The 17,129-nt window shown below is 41.1% G+C and carries 14 protein-coding genes, 1 tRNA gene and 1 pseudogene; 13 read left to right on the top strand and 3 right to left on the bottom strand.

The window, feature by feature from the left end; genetic code table 11:
- Positions 1-2 precede the first annotated feature (2 nt).
- A tRNA-Pro gene (locus N8O80_RS09340) sits at positions 3-76 on the top strand.
- Between the two features lie 128 nt (positions 77-204).
- Here the strand turns inward: N8O80_RS09340 and N8O80_RS09335 are convergent.
- A pseudogene (locus N8O80_RS09335) lies at positions 205-1,540 on the bottom strand (ISL3 family transposase).
- A 103-nt stretch (positions 1,541-1,643) separates the two neighbouring features.
- Between N8O80_RS09335 and N8O80_RS09330 the strand changes: the two are divergent.
- The 6 genes from N8O80_RS09330 (at position 1,644) to N8O80_RS09305 (ending at position 6,756) form a co-directional block, all read left to right on the top strand.
- On the top strand, positions 1,644-2,555 hold the full coding sequence (locus N8O80_RS09330) for a DMT family transporter (RefSeq protein ID WP_120770659.1): 912 nt from the start codon (positions 1,644-1,646) through the stop codon (positions 2,553-2,555).
- Between the two features lie 228 nt (positions 2,556-2,783).
- A complete protein-coding gene (gene dapD / locus N8O80_RS09325; protein ID WP_000127460.1) occupies positions 2,784-3,482 on the top strand; it encodes a 2,3,4,5-tetrahydropyridine-2,6-dicarboxylate N-acetyltransferase in 699 nt (232 codons plus the stop codon).
- Between the two features lie 67 nt (positions 3,483-3,549).
- Positions 3,550-4,680, top strand: a complete 1,131-nt coding sequence (locus N8O80_RS09320; RefSeq protein ID WP_261028080.1) for an N-acetyldiaminopimelate deacetylase — start codon at positions 3,550-3,552, stop codon at positions 4,678-4,680.
- Positions 4,681-4,691: 11 nt separating this feature from the next.
- Positions 4,692-5,231 (top strand): 5-formyltetrahydrofolate cyclo-ligase, encoded by a 540-nt coding sequence (locus N8O80_RS09315; protein ID WP_261028079.1) that lies wholly within the window; start codon positions 4,692-4,694, stop codon positions 5,229-5,231.
- A complete protein-coding gene (locus N8O80_RS09310) occupies positions 5,215-5,892 on the top strand; it encodes a rhomboid family intramembrane serine protease (protein WP_261028078.1) in 678 nt (225 codons plus the stop codon). The genes N8O80_RS09315 and N8O80_RS09310 overlap by 17 nt, the downstream gene beginning before the upstream one ends.
- 333 nt (positions 5,893-6,225) lie before the next feature.
- Positions 6,226-6,756, top strand: coding sequence for an ATP-binding protein (locus tag N8O80_RS09305; RefSeq protein WP_042749927.1), 531 nt, complete (start codon positions 6,226-6,228; stop codon positions 6,754-6,756).
- A gap of 140 nt (positions 6,757-6,896) precedes the next feature.
- On the opposite strand, the gene galU is transcribed toward N8O80_RS09305, so the two are convergent.
- Complete coding sequence (galU, locus tag N8O80_RS09300; protein ID WP_261028075.1) at positions 6,897-7,796, bottom strand: UTP--glucose-1-phosphate uridylyltransferase GalU; 900 nt, start codon at positions 7,794-7,796, stop codon at positions 6,897-6,899.
- Positions 7,797-7,817: 21 nt separating this feature from the next.
- The gene (locus N8O80_RS09295; protein ID WP_261028074.1) at positions 7,818-8,834 is read right to left on the bottom strand and encodes an NAD(P)H-dependent glycerol-3-phosphate dehydrogenase; all 1,017 of its coding nucleotides are present in this window, start codon (positions 8,832-8,834) and stop codon (positions 7,818-7,820) included.
- Between the two features lie 204 nt (positions 8,835-9,038).
- Here N8O80_RS09295 and patA point away from each other — a divergent pair, with 204 nt between their 5' ends.
- From patA to N8O80_RS09265, 6 genes are all read left to right on the top strand, one after another.
- A complete protein-coding gene (gene patA / locus N8O80_RS09290; protein ID WP_261028073.1) occupies positions 9,039-10,745 on the top strand; it encodes a multidrug efflux ABC transporter subunit PatA in 1,707 nt (568 codons plus the stop codon).
- Position 10,746: 1 nt separating this feature from the next.
- Complete coding sequence (gene patB / locus N8O80_RS09285; protein WP_261028072.1) at positions 10,747-12,513, top strand: multidrug efflux ABC transporter subunit PatB; 1,767 nt, start codon at positions 10,747-10,749, stop codon at positions 12,511-12,513.
- Positions 12,514-12,757: 244 nt separating this feature from the next.
- Positions 12,758-13,447, top strand: a complete 690-nt coding sequence (locus N8O80_RS09280; RefSeq protein ID WP_000124770.1) for a gamma-glutamyl-gamma-aminobutyrate hydrolase family protein — start codon at positions 12,758-12,760, stop codon at positions 13,445-13,447.
- Positions 13,448-13,617: 170 nt separating this feature from the next.
- Positions 13,618-14,967: a glucose-6-phosphate isomerase gene (locus tag N8O80_RS09275; RefSeq protein WP_049551029.1), complete on the top strand. Its 1,350-nt coding sequence runs from the start codon at positions 13,618-13,620 to the stop codon at positions 14,965-14,967.
- 127 nt (positions 14,968-15,094) lie between these two features.
- On the top strand, positions 15,095-16,555 hold the full coding sequence (gltX, locus tag N8O80_RS09270; protein ID WP_261028070.1) for a glutamate--tRNA ligase: 1,461 nt from the start codon (positions 15,095-15,097) through the stop codon (positions 16,553-16,555).
- A 13-nt stretch (positions 16,556-16,568) separates the two neighbouring features.
- Positions 16,569-17,003 (top strand): cytidine deaminase family protein, encoded by a 435-nt coding sequence (locus N8O80_RS09265; protein ID WP_042749937.1) that lies wholly within the window; start codon positions 16,569-16,571, stop codon positions 17,001-17,003.
- Positions 17,004-17,129: the final 126 nt, after the last annotated feature.

Raw genomic sequence — 17,129 nt, 5'->3', positions numbered from 1 at the left:
CTCGGGAAGTAGCTCAGCTTGGTAGAGTACTTGGTTTGGGACCAAGGTGTCGCAGGTTCGAATCCTGTCTTCCCGATTCATTACAGAGATACGTAAGCGTATCTTTTTTTGTTTGACTAGATATTATATACATTAAGAGAGAATCAGTTTGCTTCTCTCTTTTTTTAATTGGATCTTTGTCAACTGTAGTGGGTTGATGAAAAACTAAGCACGAGAAAGGACAAATTTCGTCCTTTCTTTTTTGATATTCAGAGCGATAAAAATCCGTTTTTTGAAGTTTCCAAAGTTCCGAAAACCAAAGGCATTGTGCTTGATAAGTTTGATGAGATTATTCGTTGCTTCCAATTTTGCATTGGAAAAGGGGAGTTGAAGGGCGTTGACAATTTTCTTTTTGTCCTTGAGAAAGGTTTTAAAGACAGTCTGAAAAAGAGGATGAACCTGTTTTAGATTGTCTTCAATGAGTCCGGAAAAATTTCTCCAGTTCCTTATTCTGAAAGTGAAAAAGCAAGAGTTGATAGAGATTGTAGTGGTGTTTCAAGTCTTCTGAATAGCTCAAAAGCTTATCTAGAATCTCTTTATTGGTCAAGTGCATACGAAAAGTATGGCTATAAAAATGTTTATCGCTGAGTTTACGACTATCCAGTATCGCTTGATGGCCTTGTATTCATTGAATTTTCTATCGAACTGATTCATGATTTGGACACGCACACAACTCATAGCATGGCTTAGATGTTGAACAATGTGAAAGCAATCAAGTACAATTTTTGCATTCGGAAAAAGCTGTTTAACCAAGTCATAATAAGGACTAAACATATCCATAGTAATAATTTTTACCTGACAGCGAACAGCTCTATGGTAGCGAAGAAAGTTATTTCGGATGACAGTTTGTGTTCTACCCTCAAGAACAGCTATGATACTGAGATTAAAAAATCTTGCGCAATGAAACTCATCTTCATCTACCGATTGAAACAGTCACTCACCTGACTGTTTTAACATCCAAGGGCATAATTTCAGGCAAATGGCTAAAGTTACACTCAAAGTGAAAGTCATTGAGCTTGCGAATGACAGTTGAAGTTGAAATGGCTATCTGATGTGAAATATCGGTCATAGAAGTCTTTTCAATCAGCTTTTGAGTAATCTTTTGGTTGATGATACGAGGGATTTGGTGATTCCTCTTGACGATAGAAGTCTCAGCCACCATCGTTTTTGAACAGTGATAGCACTTGAATTGACGCTTGCTAAGCAGAATTCTAGTAGGCATACCAGTCGTTTCAAGGTAAGGAATCTTAGACAGTTTTTGAAAGTCATATTTCTTCATTTGACTTCCCACAATGAGGACAAGATGGGGCATCGTATTCCAGTTTAGATATGATTTACTTGTGGGTATTCCTATTGATAACAGCTAAATTCCCAAACTAAGTTTCACCTCTAGTAAAAGTGGAAGTTACTATGAGAAGTTACCCTTATTGATAGCATCCATAATTTGGATATTAGGATCTTTAATATCAAGTAGTTTTGTGATAAAGTGTAGTTGTTCCATATGATTCTTTCTAATGAGTTGTTTGGTAACTTTTCATTATAGATCTTATGGGACTTTTCTATTGCCATTTTTTTCTTTTTTCCTTTCGTGTTACAATAAAGGTATGAATCAGTATCAGAAAAAGATTATTAAAGGAACCATTTATTCGCTTCTATCCGGCTTAATATGGGGAATCTGTGGAATTTTAGGAGAATATTTCTTTACTCATTATCAAGTGTCCTCTGGCTGGATTACCTCTATGCGTTTGACACTGGCAGGGAGTCTTGTGCTCATTTGTTCTGCAGTGCAATTAAAATCGCAAGTGCTAGATATTTGGCGAGATAAGAAAAATTACCTGCCCTTTTTAGCCTATGCTATTTTGGGGATTTTTTCAGTCCAGTATTTTTTCTATCTCTGTGTAGAATACTCAAATGCAGCGACAGCGACTATTTTACAGTTTATAAGTCCTGTCTTTATCCTCTTTTACAATCGCTTGGTTTATCAAAAACGAGCGTCAAAAAGCGCTATTTTTTATGTTTTGGTTGCCATGTTGGGTGTTTGCCTGATGGCGACAAAGGGGGATCTCTCTCAATTATCCATGACACCACTAGCCCTTGTGACGGGTTTGTTGAGTGCCATGGGGGTCATGTTTAATGTTATCTTGCCTCAGCCTTTTGCGAAGCACTATGGTTTTGTACCCACGGTTGGGTGGGGGATGATTTTGGCAGGTTTGTTTAGCAATGTCCTTTCGCCGGTTTATCAGCTTTCCTTTACTCTGGATATTTGGAGTATCTTGATTTGCCTTATTATCGCTTTCTTTGGTACAGCTTTTGCTTTTTTTATTTCCATGAAGGCGGTGTCCTTGGTTTCTCCCTTGGTGGTTTCCGTTATCAGTGCCAGTGAACCTCTCTCTTCTGCCCTTTTGAGTGTTTTATTTTTAGGATTGGTAGTGGATTGGTCCCTTCTTCTGGCTATGGCTTTGATTATTTTACCTATGATTTTCCTATCGATAGAAGAAGCGAAAGAAAGTAAATAAAAAGTCTTTTCTAAATTCTAAAAGTGTGCTATACTAGAATAGTCAATAAAACACGGGGAGATAGTTGTGAAGAGTGTTTTTAGGTTGTATCGGTAGGGGCTTGCTTTTACCGACAGCACCTTTTATCTCACATCCCTAAAAATCATACCTAAAAACAAACAAAAAGGCTTCAAATTTGAGGCCTTTTTTGGTAGAATAGGTATCATTAAAATGAACTAGGAGGCGCCTATGACTGCCACAAAAATGAACGCACAAGAAATTATCCAATTTATCGCCAATGCTGAAAAGAAAACTAGTGTTAAAGTAACCTTTGAAGGACAACTTGCAACTGCTGTACCAAGCTCTGTTGTCAAACTAGGGAATGTCCTATTTGGAGACTGGAAGGACGTGGCTCCGCTTCTCGATGGTTTGGTAGAAAATCAAGACTATGTTGTTGAGCAAGATGCTCGTAATTCTGCTGTTCCTTTGCTAGACAAACGTGCTATCAATGCTCGTATCGAGCCAGGTGCTATTATCCGTGATCAGGTTGAAATTGGTGACAATGCTGTTATCATGATGGGAGCAGTCATCAATATCGGTGCTGAAATTGGTGCAGGAACTATGATTGACATGGGTGCTATCCTTGGTGGCCGTGCTATCGTTGGGAAAAACAGTCACGTTGGTGCAGGTGCAGTTTTGGCGGGTGTGATTGAGCCAGCTAGTGCTGAACCAGTCCGTGTTGGAGATAATGTTCTTATCGGTGCCAATGCAGTGGTTATCGAAGGGGTCCAAATCGGTAGTGGTTCAGTTGTCGCAGCAGGAGCTATTGTTACCCAAGATGTCCCAGAAAATGTGGTTGTAGCAGGTGTTCCAGCTCGTATTATCAAAGAGATTGATGCCCAAACTCAACAAAAAACAGCGCTAGAGGATGCGCTTCGTACCTTGTAATTGTAAAAGTAATAAAGAGGCGGAACCCTTCTTCCAGCCTCTTTCTGCTATATCGGAGGATAGATAGATGTTAGATTTGATTCAGACTAGACGAGATTTGCACCAGATTCCAGAGATTGGCTTGGAGGAGTTTAAGACTCATGCTTATTTGCTAGATGTGATTGAGAAATTGACTGCGGGTAAGGATTTTGCTCAAGTTCGAACTTGGCGAACAGGTATTTTGGTCTATTTGCAGGGAAGTCAGCCAGAGCGGACCATTGGTTGGCGAACAGACATTGATGGCCTACCTATCATCGAACAAACAGGCCTTCCTTTCGCTTCTCAGCACCAAGATCGTATGCATGCTTGTGGCCATGATTTCCACATGACTATTGCTTTGGGCTGTCTTGAGCGATCCCTTGAGGAGCAACCAAAGAATAATCTGCTCTTTCTGTTTCAACCTGCTGAAGAAAATGAAGCTGGTGGCATGCTCATGTATGAGGATGGCGCTTTTGGAGACTGGTTGCCAGACCAGTTTTATGGGCTTCATGTTCGGCCAGATTTGAAGGTTGGTCAGATTGCGACTAATACTCATACACTCTTTGCAGGAACTTGCGAGGTGAAGATCCGTTTCAAAGGCAAAGGAGGACACGCAGCTTTTCCACATGAAGCTAATGACGCTTTGGTGGCTGCTAGTTACTTTGTGACCCAGGTGCAGTCAGTTGTCAGCCGCAATGTCAACCCAATCGAGGGAGCGGTGGTGACCTTTGGTCTTTTCCAAGCCGGAACAACCAACAATGTCATCACAGACACAGCCTTTTTGCATGGAACCATTCGGGCCTTGACTCAAGATATGAGTCTCTTGGTGCAAAAGCGGGTCAAAACAGTTGCAGAAGGAGTTGCAGCTGCCTTTGATATGGAAGTCGAAGTGGAACTCAAGCAAGGTGGTTATCTGCCTGTTGAGAACGATCCAGCCTTGGCGCGTGAACTGATGGACTTCTTTGAAGAAAAAGAGGGAATTGAGCTGATTGATATCGAACCTGCTATGACAGGTGAAGACTTTGGTTATCTCCTTTCAAAAGTTGATGGCGTTATGTTCTGGCTAGGTATTGATAGTCCCTACGCCCTTCATCACCCTCAGATGAGTCCTAAGGAAGAATCCTTAGCTATTGGGGTGGACGCGGTCTCTAGTTTCCTGAAAAAGAAGGCAGCAGAGTAGAGGAATTGTCTATGAAAGCAGAATTACGCAAGCAAGTCTTGCAAGAAATGAAGGCTATATCTCAAGAGCAAAAACAGGCTATAGACCAAGCTTTAACCGAGCGATTGTTACAACACCCCTTTTACCAAGAAGCCGAGGTCATCGCAACCTATCTTTCTTTTTCTCATGAATTTCAAACGCAGGAACTGATTGAGCAGATGCTGAAGGACGGCAAGAAGGTTCTGATACCCAAAACTTATCCCAAGGGGCGCATGGACTTTGTAGTCTATAATCCGCAACAGTTGGTAAAAACTTCCTTTGGCTTACTGGAACCACAGGGAGATTTGGAAGTGGTGGATGCCTCTCAGATTGATTTGATTCATGTTCCTGGTCTGGCTTTTACGACGGAAGGATATCGGATAGGATACGGTGGAGGTTATTATGATCGCTATCTAGAACATTTTCCTGGTCATACTTTGAGTACGATATATCCTTGTCAAATTCAGGACTTTATACCTGAAAACCATGATATTCCTGTTCAGGAGGTATTAATTGATGAAGGAAATCTTTGATAGACGTTATCCTGTGACGAGTTTCTTACTTTTTGTGACGGCCTTGGTATTTTTACTAATGTTGGTCACTGCAGGCGGAAACTTTGACAGGGCGGATACCTTATTTCGATTTGGAGCCATGTATGGGCCTGCTATTCGGCTCTTTCCCGAGCAGATTTGGCGTCTCTTTTCTGCCATTTTTGTTCATATTGGGTGGGAACATTTCATTGTCAATATGCTTTCTCTCTATTATCTTGGTAGGCAAGTAGAGGAAATTTTCGGATCCAAGAAGTTTTTCTTTCTATATCTTTTATCAGGAATGATGGGCAATCTCTTTGTTTTTGTATTTAGTCCAAAAACCTTAGCAGCAGGAGCTTCTACTTCTCTCTATGGGCTATTTGCTGCGATTATTGTTCTTCGCTATGCAACGCGTAATCCTTATATCCAACAGCTAGGGCAATCTTATCTGACACTTTTTGTGGTTAACATTATTGGAAGTGTTCTGATTCCAGGAATCAGCCTAGCAGGTCATATCGGTGGTGCAGTTGGTGGAGCATTTCTAGCAGTTATCTTTCCAGTTCGAGGAGAAAGACGGATGTATAGTACCAGCCAGAGGTTAGGAGCGGTAGTCTTATTCGTAGGACTTTCAGTTTTGCTTTTCTATAAGGGAATGGGGTTGTGACGACTAATATGTAAACTTGAATAAGAAAAAAGCTACTTAAAAAAAAGAGTAGCTTTTAATGTGTTTTGGAACCATTCGAAACAACACAGCAAGTTAAAATAAGGCTTTGTATGTAGATGATTTGAGAAAGTGAGCGCCCATTCTATCGCGAAGAAGTCATTTGTAAATAAGTTTTTTTGCAGAAAATTGAGAATGGTGTGCTTTTTTATTTCTTTTGTATCGTAAGTTTCTAGAATATAGTGTTGTATCAGTCTTATTATATATTTTAAAAATAGAAAATGTTATAATATTAGAAATTGATTGAAGAATTATTAGAATAAAAGAGGTATAAAGTTGGAAAATTGTGTTTACATTATTTCAGGCCCCCCAGGCGTTGGGAAAAGTACTGTTAGTAAAGAGTTAGCTTATTCTTTTGATAAAAGTGCAGTTATAGAGGGGGATTTGATTTACTTAATGATTAAAGGTGGCATAGTGGCTCCCTGGGAAGATGAGGGCTATTACATGGATTTGTTTTGGGACAATATCATCAGCTTGACCAATAATTTTATAACTCGAGGCATCTCTGTCGTAATAGAGTATGTCATTTTTGAATACCAACTGAAGAAAATTGCTTCTTTCTTAAAAGAAAAACAAATTGGTCTAAAATATTGTGTCTTAATGGCCGAAGAAAAAACCTTGAAAGATAGGGATGATTCTCGAAAAGAAATTGAAAGAGTGGGCAACTTATCAATACAAGCAAGAAGTGAGTTTCTAGCTAAAAATAAGGAGAAGGAAAAACATTTTCTGTATACAGATGATTTAGACGTCCCCAAAATAGCAAATATCATTAAAACTTCAAATCGATTTTTGATTGAAAATCTGTAATCCATCATTAAGGACCGAAGTTGAGTTGGTAGATTTAGAGACATATCTCATAAATCTTTAAATTGTATGTAAATTTGTAAAATAATTAAGTCTCCAGAGTCAACTTGCTGGAGACTTAATTTATTAACTGGAAACTAATTCTATTCCCCCTCAGCTAATTCTTTTCCCAATTGGATGAGGTAATCTTTCAAGTCATCTTTGACTTGTGGGTGCTTGAGGGCATAGTCAATAGATGTTTTCATAAAGCCAAACTTATCCCCAACGTCGTAACGAGCTCCTGTAAATTCACGGGCGAAAACACGTTGTGTTTTATTAAGTGTATCAATAGCGTCGGTAAGCTGGATTTCATTTCCAGCACCGGGAGCTTGATTTTCGAGGATCTCAAAAATTTCTGGTGTGAGCAGATAGCGCCCGATAATTGCTAAATCACTTGGAGCATCCTCTGGAGCTGGTTTTTCAACGAAAGTTTCGACACTGTAGAGACCATTAATCCCTTCACCCTGAGGAGCGATAACTCCATATGCTGAAACTTCTTCATGAGGGACAGGCATAACAGCAATTGTTGATGCGTGAGTCGACTCGTAATCATTCATCAATTGTTTTGTCAAAGGTACAGCGTTGTCATTTGTGATATCCATTAGGTCGTCACCAAGCATGACAACGAAGGGTTCATTCGCCACAAAAGCTTTTGCTTGTAAGACAGCATCGCCAAGACCACGAGGATGGCTTTGACGGATAAAGTGAAGGCGAATGCCAGTTGTTTCGTCTACCAATTTTAGCAAGTCATGTTTGCCTTTTTCTTTGAGGTTGTACTCAAGCTCAAAGTTTGAGTCAAAGTGGTCTTCAATAGAACGTTTTGATTTACCAGTGACAACCAGAATATCTTCAATACCTGATTTAAGAGCTTCTTCTACGATGAATTGGATAGTTGGTTTGTCCACAATTGGCAACATTTCTTTAGCAAGTGCTTTGGTTGCTGGTAAAAATCGAGTCCCGAGTCCGGCGGCAGGGATGACTGCCTTTCTAACTTTTGATGTCATAAGAATCCTTTCTCTAGAGGGTTAAGACCACTCATTTTCTGCTTTAAATTCATTGTTCATGATGTCATAAATGGCATCTTTGATATTGGTTCCGTGGTAGATAACTTGGTAAATAGCCTGTGTAATGGGCATATAGACTCCAAGTTCTTGCGCTAGTTCATAGGCTGCTCGAGTCGTTGAGATTCCTTCGATTACCATGCCCATATTGGCTTCGATATCAGCTAGAGATTCTCCACGACCAAGAGCATCTCCGGCTCTCCAGTTACGAGAGTGGATGGAGGTTCCTGTTACGATCAAGTCTCCTACACCAGACAAGCCACTATAGGTCAATGGACTGGCACCAAGTGCTACTCCTAAGCGGGTAATTTCTGCCAAGCCTCGAGCGATGATGGCTGCCTTAGCATTATCACCAAATCCCAAACCATGTAAGGCTCCAGCACCGACAGCAATAATATTTTTAAGAGCACCAGCGGTTTCAACTCCGATAACATCCGTATTAGTATAAAGTCGGAAGTAGTGATTACTAAAGAGCTCTTGAGCGTATTGAGCGGTTTGTAAATCTTTAGAAGCAGCAGTGATTAAAGTTAGGTCACGCACAATGGTTTCTTCTGCATGACTAGGTCCTGAAACAACGACAATATCACTGCGGAGATGTTCAGGAATTTCTTCTTCAAGGATAGTTGATAATCGTTTATGGCTATCAGGCTCTAATCCCTTTGATGCGTGCATGATGATAGCCTTATGGTCCAAGGTTTTTGCAACTTGTTGGGCAACAAGTCGTGTCACTTTTGTTGGGACAACAAACAAAATCGCATCTACATCTTTCAGTGCCTCTGCTAAGTCGGTGTAGGCAATGATATTTTCATCTAGAACGACATCTTTAAAGTAGTGTTTGTTAGTATGATAGGTATTAATTTCATTGATTTGCTCGGGAATGTTTCCCCAAATACGTACCTCGTGTCCATTGTCATTTAAGACTTGTGAAAGGGCAGTTCCCCAAGAACCAGGCCCCAAGACGGCGATGGTTTGTTTTTCCATATTCCCCTCCTTTATAACCTTCTTTTTACTATTTTACCATAAAAACCTTTATCATGCATTACTGTAGATGAAAGCGCACTAATTTGTATCAAGGAGACTTCTTTGACAAGTTTCCACTTTTTTGCTAGAATAACATCACACAAACAGAATGAGAAGGAGCTGACGGACTGTCGCTCCCTTTTGTCTATTTTTTAAGGAGAAAGTATGCTGATTCAGAAAATAAAAACCTACAAGTGGCAGGCCTTGGCTTCGCTCCTGATGACAGGCTTGATGGTTGCTAGTTCACTTTTGCAACCGCGTTACCTGCAGGAAGTGTTAGACGCCCTCCTTGCTGGGAAATATGAAGCCATTTATAGTATAGGGGCTTGGTTGATTGGTGTGGCCTTGGTCGGTCTAGTTGCTGGTGGTCTTAATGTTGTCCTAGCAGCTTATATTGCCCAAGGAGTTTCATCCGATCTTCGAGAGGATGCCTTCCGTAAAATCCAAACCTTTTCTTATGCCAATATTGAACAATTTAATGCGGGAAATCTAGTCGTTCGCATGACAAATGATATCAACCAGATTCAGAACGTGGTCATGATGACCTTCCAAATTCTTTTCAGACTTCCCCTCTTGTTCATCGGTTCGTTTATCTTGGCGGTTCAAACCCTACCTTCTCTGTGGTGGGTGATTGTTCTCATGGTGATCTTAATTTTTGGTTTGACTGCTGTCATGATGGGTATGATGGGGCCTCGTTTTGCCAAGTTTCAAACCCTTCTTGAACGCATCAATGCCATTGCCAAGGAAAATCTGCGTGGCGTTCGTGTGGTCAAGTCCTTTGTCCAAGAAAAAGAGCAGTTTGCTAAGTTTACGGAGGTTTCAGACGAGCTACTCGGTCAAAATCTTTACATTGGTTATGCCTTTTCAGTAGTGGAACCCTTTATGATGTTGGTCGGTTATGGGGCGGTCTTCCTCTCTATTTGGCTAGTTGCAGGGATGGTTCAGTCGGATCCGTCAGTTGTTGGCTCCATTGCTTCCTTTGTCAATTACCTAAGCCAGATTATCTTTACCATTGTTATGGTTGGATTTTTGGGAAATTCTGTCAGTCGTGCCATGATTTCTATGCGTCGTATTCGAGAAATTCTTGACGCAGAGCCAGCCATGACCTTCAAGGATGTGCCAGATGAAGAGTTGGTCGGAAGTCTTAGCTTTGAAAATGTGACCTTTACCTATCCAATGGACAAGGAACCGATGCTGAAAGATGTGAGCTTTACTATTGAACCTGGTCAGATGGTTGGTGTAGTTGGAGCCACTGGTGCAGGAAAATCAACCTTGGCTCAATTGATTCCACGTCTCTTTGACCCGCAGGAAGGGGCTATCAAAATCGGAGGCAAGGATATTCGAGAAGTGAGTGAAGGGACCCTGCGTAAAGCTGTCTCTATCGTTCTCCAACGTGCCATTCTCTTTAGTGGGACGATTGCTGATAACTTGAGACAGGGCAAAGGAGATGCCACTCTATTTGAAATGGAGCGAGCAGCCAATATTGCTCAAGCCAGTGAATTCATTCATCGTATGGAAAAAACCTTTGAAAGTCCAGTTGAGGAACGGGGAACCAATTTCTCTGGTGGACAAAAGCAAAGGATGTCGATTGCGCGTGGGATTGTCAGCAATCCACGTATTCTGATTTTTGACGATTCGACCTCGGCCTTGGATGCCAAGTCAGAGCGCCTAGTGCAAGAAGCCTTGAATAAGGACTTGAAGGGGACGACAACCATTATCATCGCGCAAAAGATTAGCTCGGTTGTCCATGCAGACAAGATCTTGGTACTGGATCAAGGACGATTGATTGGTCAAGGTACGCATGCAGACTTGGTTGCCAACAATGCTGTTTACCGTGAAATCTACGAAACACAGAAAGGAAAGGAGGAGTAAAATGAAGACAGTTCAATTTTTTTGGAATTATTTCAAAGTCTATAAGCTATCATTTGTAGTTGTTATCCTGATGATTGTTCTGGCGACTCTTGCCCAAGCCCTCTTTCCGGTCTTTTCTGGACAAGCAGTGACGCAACTAGCTAATTTAGTTCAAGCTTATCAAGATGGCAATCCAGAACTTGTTTGGCAAAGTCTATCAGCAATCATGGTCAATCTTGGCCTGCTGGTTTTGGTTCTATTTATCTCTAGTGTGATATACATGTGTCTCATGACGCGCGTGATTGCAGAGTCGACAAACGATATGCGCAAAGGCCTCTTCGGTAAGCTTGCTCGCTTGACGGTTTCTTTCTTTGACCGCCGACAAGATGGCGATATCTTGTCTCGTTTTACCAGTGATTTGGATAATATCCTCCAAGCCTTTAACGAAAGTTTGATTCAGGTCATGAGCAATATTGTTTTATATATCGGTCTGATTCTTGTCATGTTTTCGAGAAATGTGACGCTGGCCCTCATCACCATAGCAAGCACACCACTGGCCTTCCTCATGCTGATTTTCATCGTAAAAATGGCACGCAAATACACCAACCTCCAGCAGAAAGAGGTAGGGAAGCTCAACGCCTATATGGATGAGAGTATCTCAGGCCAAAAAGCCGTGATTGTGCAAGGAATTCAAGAGGATATGATGGCAGGATTTCTTGAACAAAATGAGCGCGTACGCAGGGCAACCTTTAAAGGAAGAATGTTCTCAGGAATTCTTTTCCCTGTTATGAATGGGATGAGCTTGGTTAACACAGCCATCGTCATCTTTGCTGGTTCAGCTGTACTTTTGAATGATAAGGCTATTGAAATAAGTACAGCTCTAGGTTTGATTGTGATGTTTGCCCAATTTTCACAGCAGTACTACCAGCCTATTATTCAGGTTGCAGCTAGTTGGGGAAGTCTTCAGTTGGCCTTTACAGGTGCTGAACGGATTCAGGAAATGTTTGACGCAGAGGAAGAAATTCGACCTGAGAAGGCGCCGATCTTTACTCAGTTGCAAGAAGGTGTTGAAATTAGTCATATTGATTTTTCATACTTGCCTGATAAACCTATTTTGAAAGATGTCAGCATTTCCGCTCCGAAAGGCCAGATGACAGCGGTTGTTGGTCCGACAGGTTCAGGGAAAACGACTATTATGAACCTCATCAATCGCTTTTATGATGTTGATGCTGGTGGTATTTATTTTGATGGTAAAGACATCCGTGACTACGACTTGGATAGCCTCAGAAGCAAGGTAGGAATTGTTTTGCAGGATTCGGTCTTATTTAGTGGAACGATTCGAGACAATATCCGTTTCGGTGTGCCAGATGCTAGTCAAGAAATGGTTGAGGCAGCAGCCAAGGCAACCCACGTTCACGACTATATCGAAAGTTTGCCTGATAAATACGATACTCTTATCGATGATGACCAGAGTATCTTCTCAACTGGGCAAAAGCAATTGATTTCTATCGCTCGAACCTTGATGACAGATCCAGAAGTTCTCATTCTAGATGAAGCAACTTCAAACGTAGATACGGTGACAGAAAGTAAGATTCAGCATGCCATGGAGGCAGTTGTAGCAGGTAGAACCAGTTTTGTCATTGCCCATCGTTTGAAGACCATCCTCAATGCAGACCAGATTATTGTGCTTAAAGATGGAGAAGTCATTGAACGCGGTAACCACCATGAACTCTTGAAACTAGGTGGATTCTATTCAGAACTTTATCACAATCAATTTGTCTTTGAATAAGAAAGAAGTTGTCCTATGTGGGCAGCTTTTTCTTGTCCATAAAAAATATTTATCACAGCCTTAAAAAAAACATATTAGACGAAAGTCATTTTGAGTGATATGATAGGACTATCGTTATACTCAATGAAAATCAAAGAGCAAACTAGGAAGCTAGTCGCAAGCTGTACTTGAGTACGGTAAGGCGACGCTGATGTGGTTTGAATTTGATTTTCGAAGAGTATTAACATTCGAAAGGAGAGGCATCATGGCTAGAACGGTTGTAGGAGTTGCTGCAAATCTATGTCCCGTAGACGCGGAAGGCAAAAACATTCATTCATCTGTATCTTGTAGATTCGCAGAGAGCATTCGTCAAGTCGGTGGTCTCCCTTTAGTCATTCCTGTTGGTGATGAGTCAGTTGTACGCGATTATGTAGAAATGATTGACAAACTTATCTTGACAGGCGGTCAAAATGTTCACCCTCAGTTTTATGGAGAGAAAAAGACCATCGAGAGCGATGATTACAATCTAGTGCGCGATGAGTTTGAATTGGCACTCTTGAAAGAAGCGCTTCGTCAGAATAAACCAATTATGGCAATCTGTCGCGGTGTTCAACTTGTCAATGTTGCCTTTGGGGGAACCCTCAATCAAGAAATCGAAGGTCACTGGCAAGGTCTGCCTTTCGGAACATCTCATTCTATTGAGACAGTAGAAGGAAGCGTGGTGGCTAAGCTATTTGGAAAAGAAAGTCAAGTCAACTCCGTCCATCGTCAAAGCATTAAAGATTTGGCACCTAATTTCCGTGTAACTGCTATTGATCCAAGAGACCAGACCATCGAAGCGATTGAGTCTATCGATGAGCACCGCATTATCGGTTTGCAGTGGCATCCAGAGTTTCTGGTTAATGAAGAAGATGGCAATTTAGAACTATTTGAGTATTTATTGAATGAACTGTGACGACTGGGACATCTGGTCGTTCTTTATTTTATTTTTTCAAAATTTTTGGAATGTGGCATTTTTACGCAAACGTTTGAATTCTGATAAAAATTGGAGAAATTCGACAAAAAAACTTGAAAAAAACGAAGGTAAGCGTTATGATAGAAAGGAAGAAATATTGGAGGAATAACATGTCACATATTAAATTTGATTATTCAAAAGTTTTAGACAAATTTGTTGCACCACATGAAGTGGAATACATGCAAGCACAAGTAACAGCAGCAGATGAATTGATCCGTAAAGGAACTGGTGCTGGTAGCGACTTCTTGGGATGGTTGGACCTTCCTGAAAACTACGACCGCGAAGAATTTGACCGCATCTTGAAAGCTGCTGAGCAAATCAAGTCAGACAGCGATGTTTTGGTTGTAATCGGTATCGGTGGATCTTACCTTGGTGCTAAAGCAGCAATCGATTTCTTGAATCACCACTTTGCAAACTTGCAAACAAAAGAAGAACGTAAAGCTCCACAGATCCTTTACGCAGGAAACTCAATCTCATCTACTTACCTTGCTGACTTGGTAGAGTACGTAGCTGACAAAGACTTCTCAGTAAACGTGATTTCTAAATCAGGTACAACAACTGAACCAGCTATCGCTTTCCGTGTCTTCAAAGAACTCTTGGTTAAGAAATACGGACAAGAAGAAGCTAACAAACGTATCTATGCAACAACTGACCGCCAAAAAGGTGCTGTTAAGGTTGAAGCAGACGCTAACGGTTGGGAAACATTTGTTGTTCCAGATGACATCGGTGGACGCTTCTCAGTATTGACAGCTGTTGGTTTGCTTCCAATCGCAGCATCAGGAGCTGACATCAAAGCCCTTATGGAAGGTGCGAATGCAGCTCGCAAAGACTACACTTCAGATAAAATCTCTGAAAACGAAGCTTACCAATACGCAGCAGTTCGTAACATCCTTTACCGTAAAGGTTATGCAACTGAGATCTTGGTAAACTACGAGCCATCACTTCAATACTTCTCAGAGTGGTGGAAACAATTGGCTGGTGAATCAGAAGGAAAAGATCAAAAAGGTATCTACCCAACTTCAGCCAACTTCTCAACTGACTTGCACTCACTTGGTCAATTTATCCAAGAAGGAACTCGTATCATGTTTGAAACAGTTGTCCGTGTTGACAAACCTCGTAAAAACGTGATTATCCCTAGCTTGGAAGAAGACCTTGATGGACTTGGTTACCTTCAAGGAAAAGACGTTGACTTTGTAAACAAAAAAGCGACTGATGGTGTTCTTCTTGCCCACACAGATGGTGATGTACCAAACATGTACGTGACTCTTCCAGAGCAAGATGCCTTCACTCTTGGTTACACTATCTACTTCTTCGAATTGGCTATCGCCCTTTCTGGTTACTTGAATGCCATCAACCCATTTGATCAACCAGGTGTTGAAGCTTACAAACGTAACATGTTTGCCCTTCTTGGAAAACCAGGATTTGAAGAATTGAGCAAAGAACTTAACGCACGTCTATAATAGAAGAAAAGAGTGGTTTGTCCACTCTTTTTACTCTCTTTATCCATAGAAATTGGACTCAGCCAAGACTTGTGATATAATATAGAGAGCAAAAAGGCAGACGCCTAGAGACTTTATAGGAGAAACTATGTCAAAAGATATCCGCGTACGTTACGCACCAAGTCCCACAGGACTACTACACATCGGGAATGCCCGTACAGCATTGTTTAACTACTTGTATGCACGTCATCATGGTGGAACTTTTATCATTCGTATCGAAGATACTGATCGTAAACGTCATGTCGAGGATGGTGAACGTTCACAACTTGAAAACCTTCGCTGGTTAGGTATGGATTGGGATGAAAGCCCAGAAACACATGAAAATTACCGCCAGTCTGAGCGTTTGGACTTGTATCAAAAATACATCGACCAACTATTAGCTGAAGGAAAAGCCTACAAATCTTACGTTACAGAAGAAGAGCTGGCAGCTGAACGCGAACGCCAAGAAGCAGCTGGCGAAACACCACGCTACATCAATGAATACCTTGGTATGAGTGAAGAAGAAAAAGCAGCTTACATCGCAGCACGTGAAGCAGCAGGGATCATCCCAACTGTTCGTTTGGCTGTCAATGAGTCAGGTATCTACAAGTGGCATGATATGGTCAAAGGTGATATCGAATTTGAAGGTGGCAATATCGGTGGTGACTGGGTTATCCAAAAGAAAGACGGTTACCCAACTTACAACTTTGCCGTTGTCATCGATGACCATGATATGCAAATTTCTCACGTAATCCGTGGAGACGACCACATTGCTAATACACCAAAACAGCTCATGGTTTATGAAGCACTTGGTTGGGAAGCTCCAGAGTTCGGTCACATGACCTTGATTATCAACTCTGAAACTGGGAAAAAATTGTCTAAACGTGACACCAACACCCTTCAGTTTATCGAAGACTACCGTAAAAAAGGTTATTTACCAGAAGCAGTCTTTAACTTTATTGCTCTTCTTGGTTGGAACCCAGGTGGCGAAGATGAAATCTTCTCTCGTGAAGAACTCATTAAACTTTTCGATGAAAACCGCCTCAGCAAGTCTCCAGCAGCCTTTGACCAGAAAAAACTCGACTGGATGAGCAATGATTATATCAAGAATGCAGACCTTGAAACCATCTTTGAAATGGCAAAACCATTCCTAGAAGAAGCAGGTCGATTGACTGATAAGGCTGAAAAATTAGTTGAGCTCTATAAACCACAAATGAAATCAGTAGATGAGATTATCCCATTGACAGATCTCTTCTTCTCAGATTTCCCAGAATTGACAGAAGCAGAGCGCGAAGTCATGGCGGGAGAAACAGTCCCAACAGTTCTTGAAGCCTTCAAAGCAAAACTTGAGGCGATGACAGATGATGAATTTGTAACAGAGAATATCTTCCCACAAATCAAAGCTGTTCAAAAAGAAACAGGTATCAAAGGGAAAAATCTCTTCATGCCAATTCGCATCGCAGTTTCAGGTGAAATGCATGGACCAGAATTGCCAGATACGATCTTCTTGTTAGGCCGTGAAAAATCAATCCAGCATATCGAAAACATGCTAAAAGAAATCTCTAAATAAAAAGGATGCAACAATGGACATCTGGGAAAAGATGTACGAAGAAGCACAGAAACTATACAATCCACATGAAGTATCTGATTTTGTTTATGCTAATCATGTCGTTGCCGCAGTAGAAGCAGAAGATGGACAAATATTTACAGGATTCTGTATGGAGGGAACCTGTGGTGTTTTCCATCTCTGCGCAGAGCGGGCAGCACTCTTCAATATGTACCAATTTTCAGGACAAACTAAGGTTAAAAAAGTCTTAGCCTTTCGAGACAAACCACCTTATGGTGGAAGTTCGGGTATGCCTTGTGGAGCTTGCAGAGAATTTCTTTTAGAGCTTAATGCTGAAAATAAAGATGCAGAATTCATGATGGACTATAATATAAGAAAAACAGTTAAAGTTGCAGAACTAATGCCCTATTGGTGGGGAGAAGAACGTGCTTCTAAGTTTAATAATCAATAGAAGAGTCAGTATAATTCTGGCTCTTTTTACTTAACTTGAAAAAAGATAAAAAAAGTAGTTGACAAGTCTGAAAAAGTCTGTATAATAGTAAGAGTTGAAAACAACTCAGGTCCGTTGGTCAAGGGG

Origin of the sequence: Streptococcus mitis (assembly GCF_946190155.1) — a bacterium.
GTDB lineage: Bacteria > Bacillota > Bacilli > Lactobacillales > Streptococcaceae > Streptococcus > Streptococcus mitis_CL.
This window is presented reverse-complemented; position numbering and strand designations above follow the sequence as displayed.

Excerpts from the sequence above, each read along its gene's own strand:
- dapD (WP_000127460.1), top strand. The coding sequence starts at position 2,784 with ATGACTGCCACAAAAATGAACGCACAAGAAATTATCCAATTTATCGCC.
- patB (WP_261028072.1), top strand. The coding sequence starts at position 10,747 with ATGAAGACAGTTCAATTTTTTTGGAATTATTTCAAAGTCTATAAGCTA.
- N8O80_RS09275 (WP_049551029.1), top strand. The coding sequence starts at position 13,618 with ATGTCACATATTAAATTTGATTATTCAAAAGTTTTAGACAAATTTGTT.
- N8O80_RS09280 (WP_000124770.1), top strand. The coding sequence starts at position 12,758 with ATGGCTAGAACGGTTGTAGGAGTTGCTGCAAATCTATGTCCCGTAGAC.
- N8O80_RS09265 (WP_042749937.1), top strand. The coding sequence starts at position 16,569 with ATGGACATCTGGGAAAAGATGTACGAAGAAGCACAGAAACTATACAAT.
- galU (WP_261028075.1), bottom strand. The coding sequence starts at position 7,796 with ATGACATCAAAAGTTAGAAAGGCAGTCATCCCTGCCGCCGGACTCGGG.
- gltX (WP_261028070.1), top strand. The coding sequence starts at position 15,095 with ATGTCAAAAGATATCCGCGTACGTTACGCACCAAGTCCCACAGGACTA.
- N8O80_RS09315 (WP_261028079.1), top strand. The coding sequence starts at position 4,692 with ATGAAAGCAGAATTACGCAAGCAAGTCTTGCAAGAAATGAAGGCTATA.
- N8O80_RS09310 (WP_261028078.1), top strand. The coding sequence starts at position 5,215 with ATGAAGGAAATCTTTGATAGACGTTATCCTGTGACGAGTTTCTTACTT.
- N8O80_RS09320 (WP_261028080.1), top strand. The coding sequence starts at position 3,550 with ATGTTAGATTTGATTCAGACTAGACGAGATTTGCACCAGATTCCAGAG.
- patA (WP_261028073.1), top strand. The coding sequence starts at position 9,039 with ATGCTGATTCAGAAAATAAAAACCTACAAGTGGCAGGCCTTGGCTTCG.
- N8O80_RS09330 (WP_120770659.1), top strand. The coding sequence starts at position 1,644 with ATGAATCAGTATCAGAAAAAGATTATTAAAGGAACCATTTATTCGCTT.
- N8O80_RS09295 (WP_261028074.1), bottom strand. The coding sequence starts at position 8,834 with ATGGAAAAACAAACCATCGCCGTCTTGGGGCCTGGTTCTTGGGGAACT.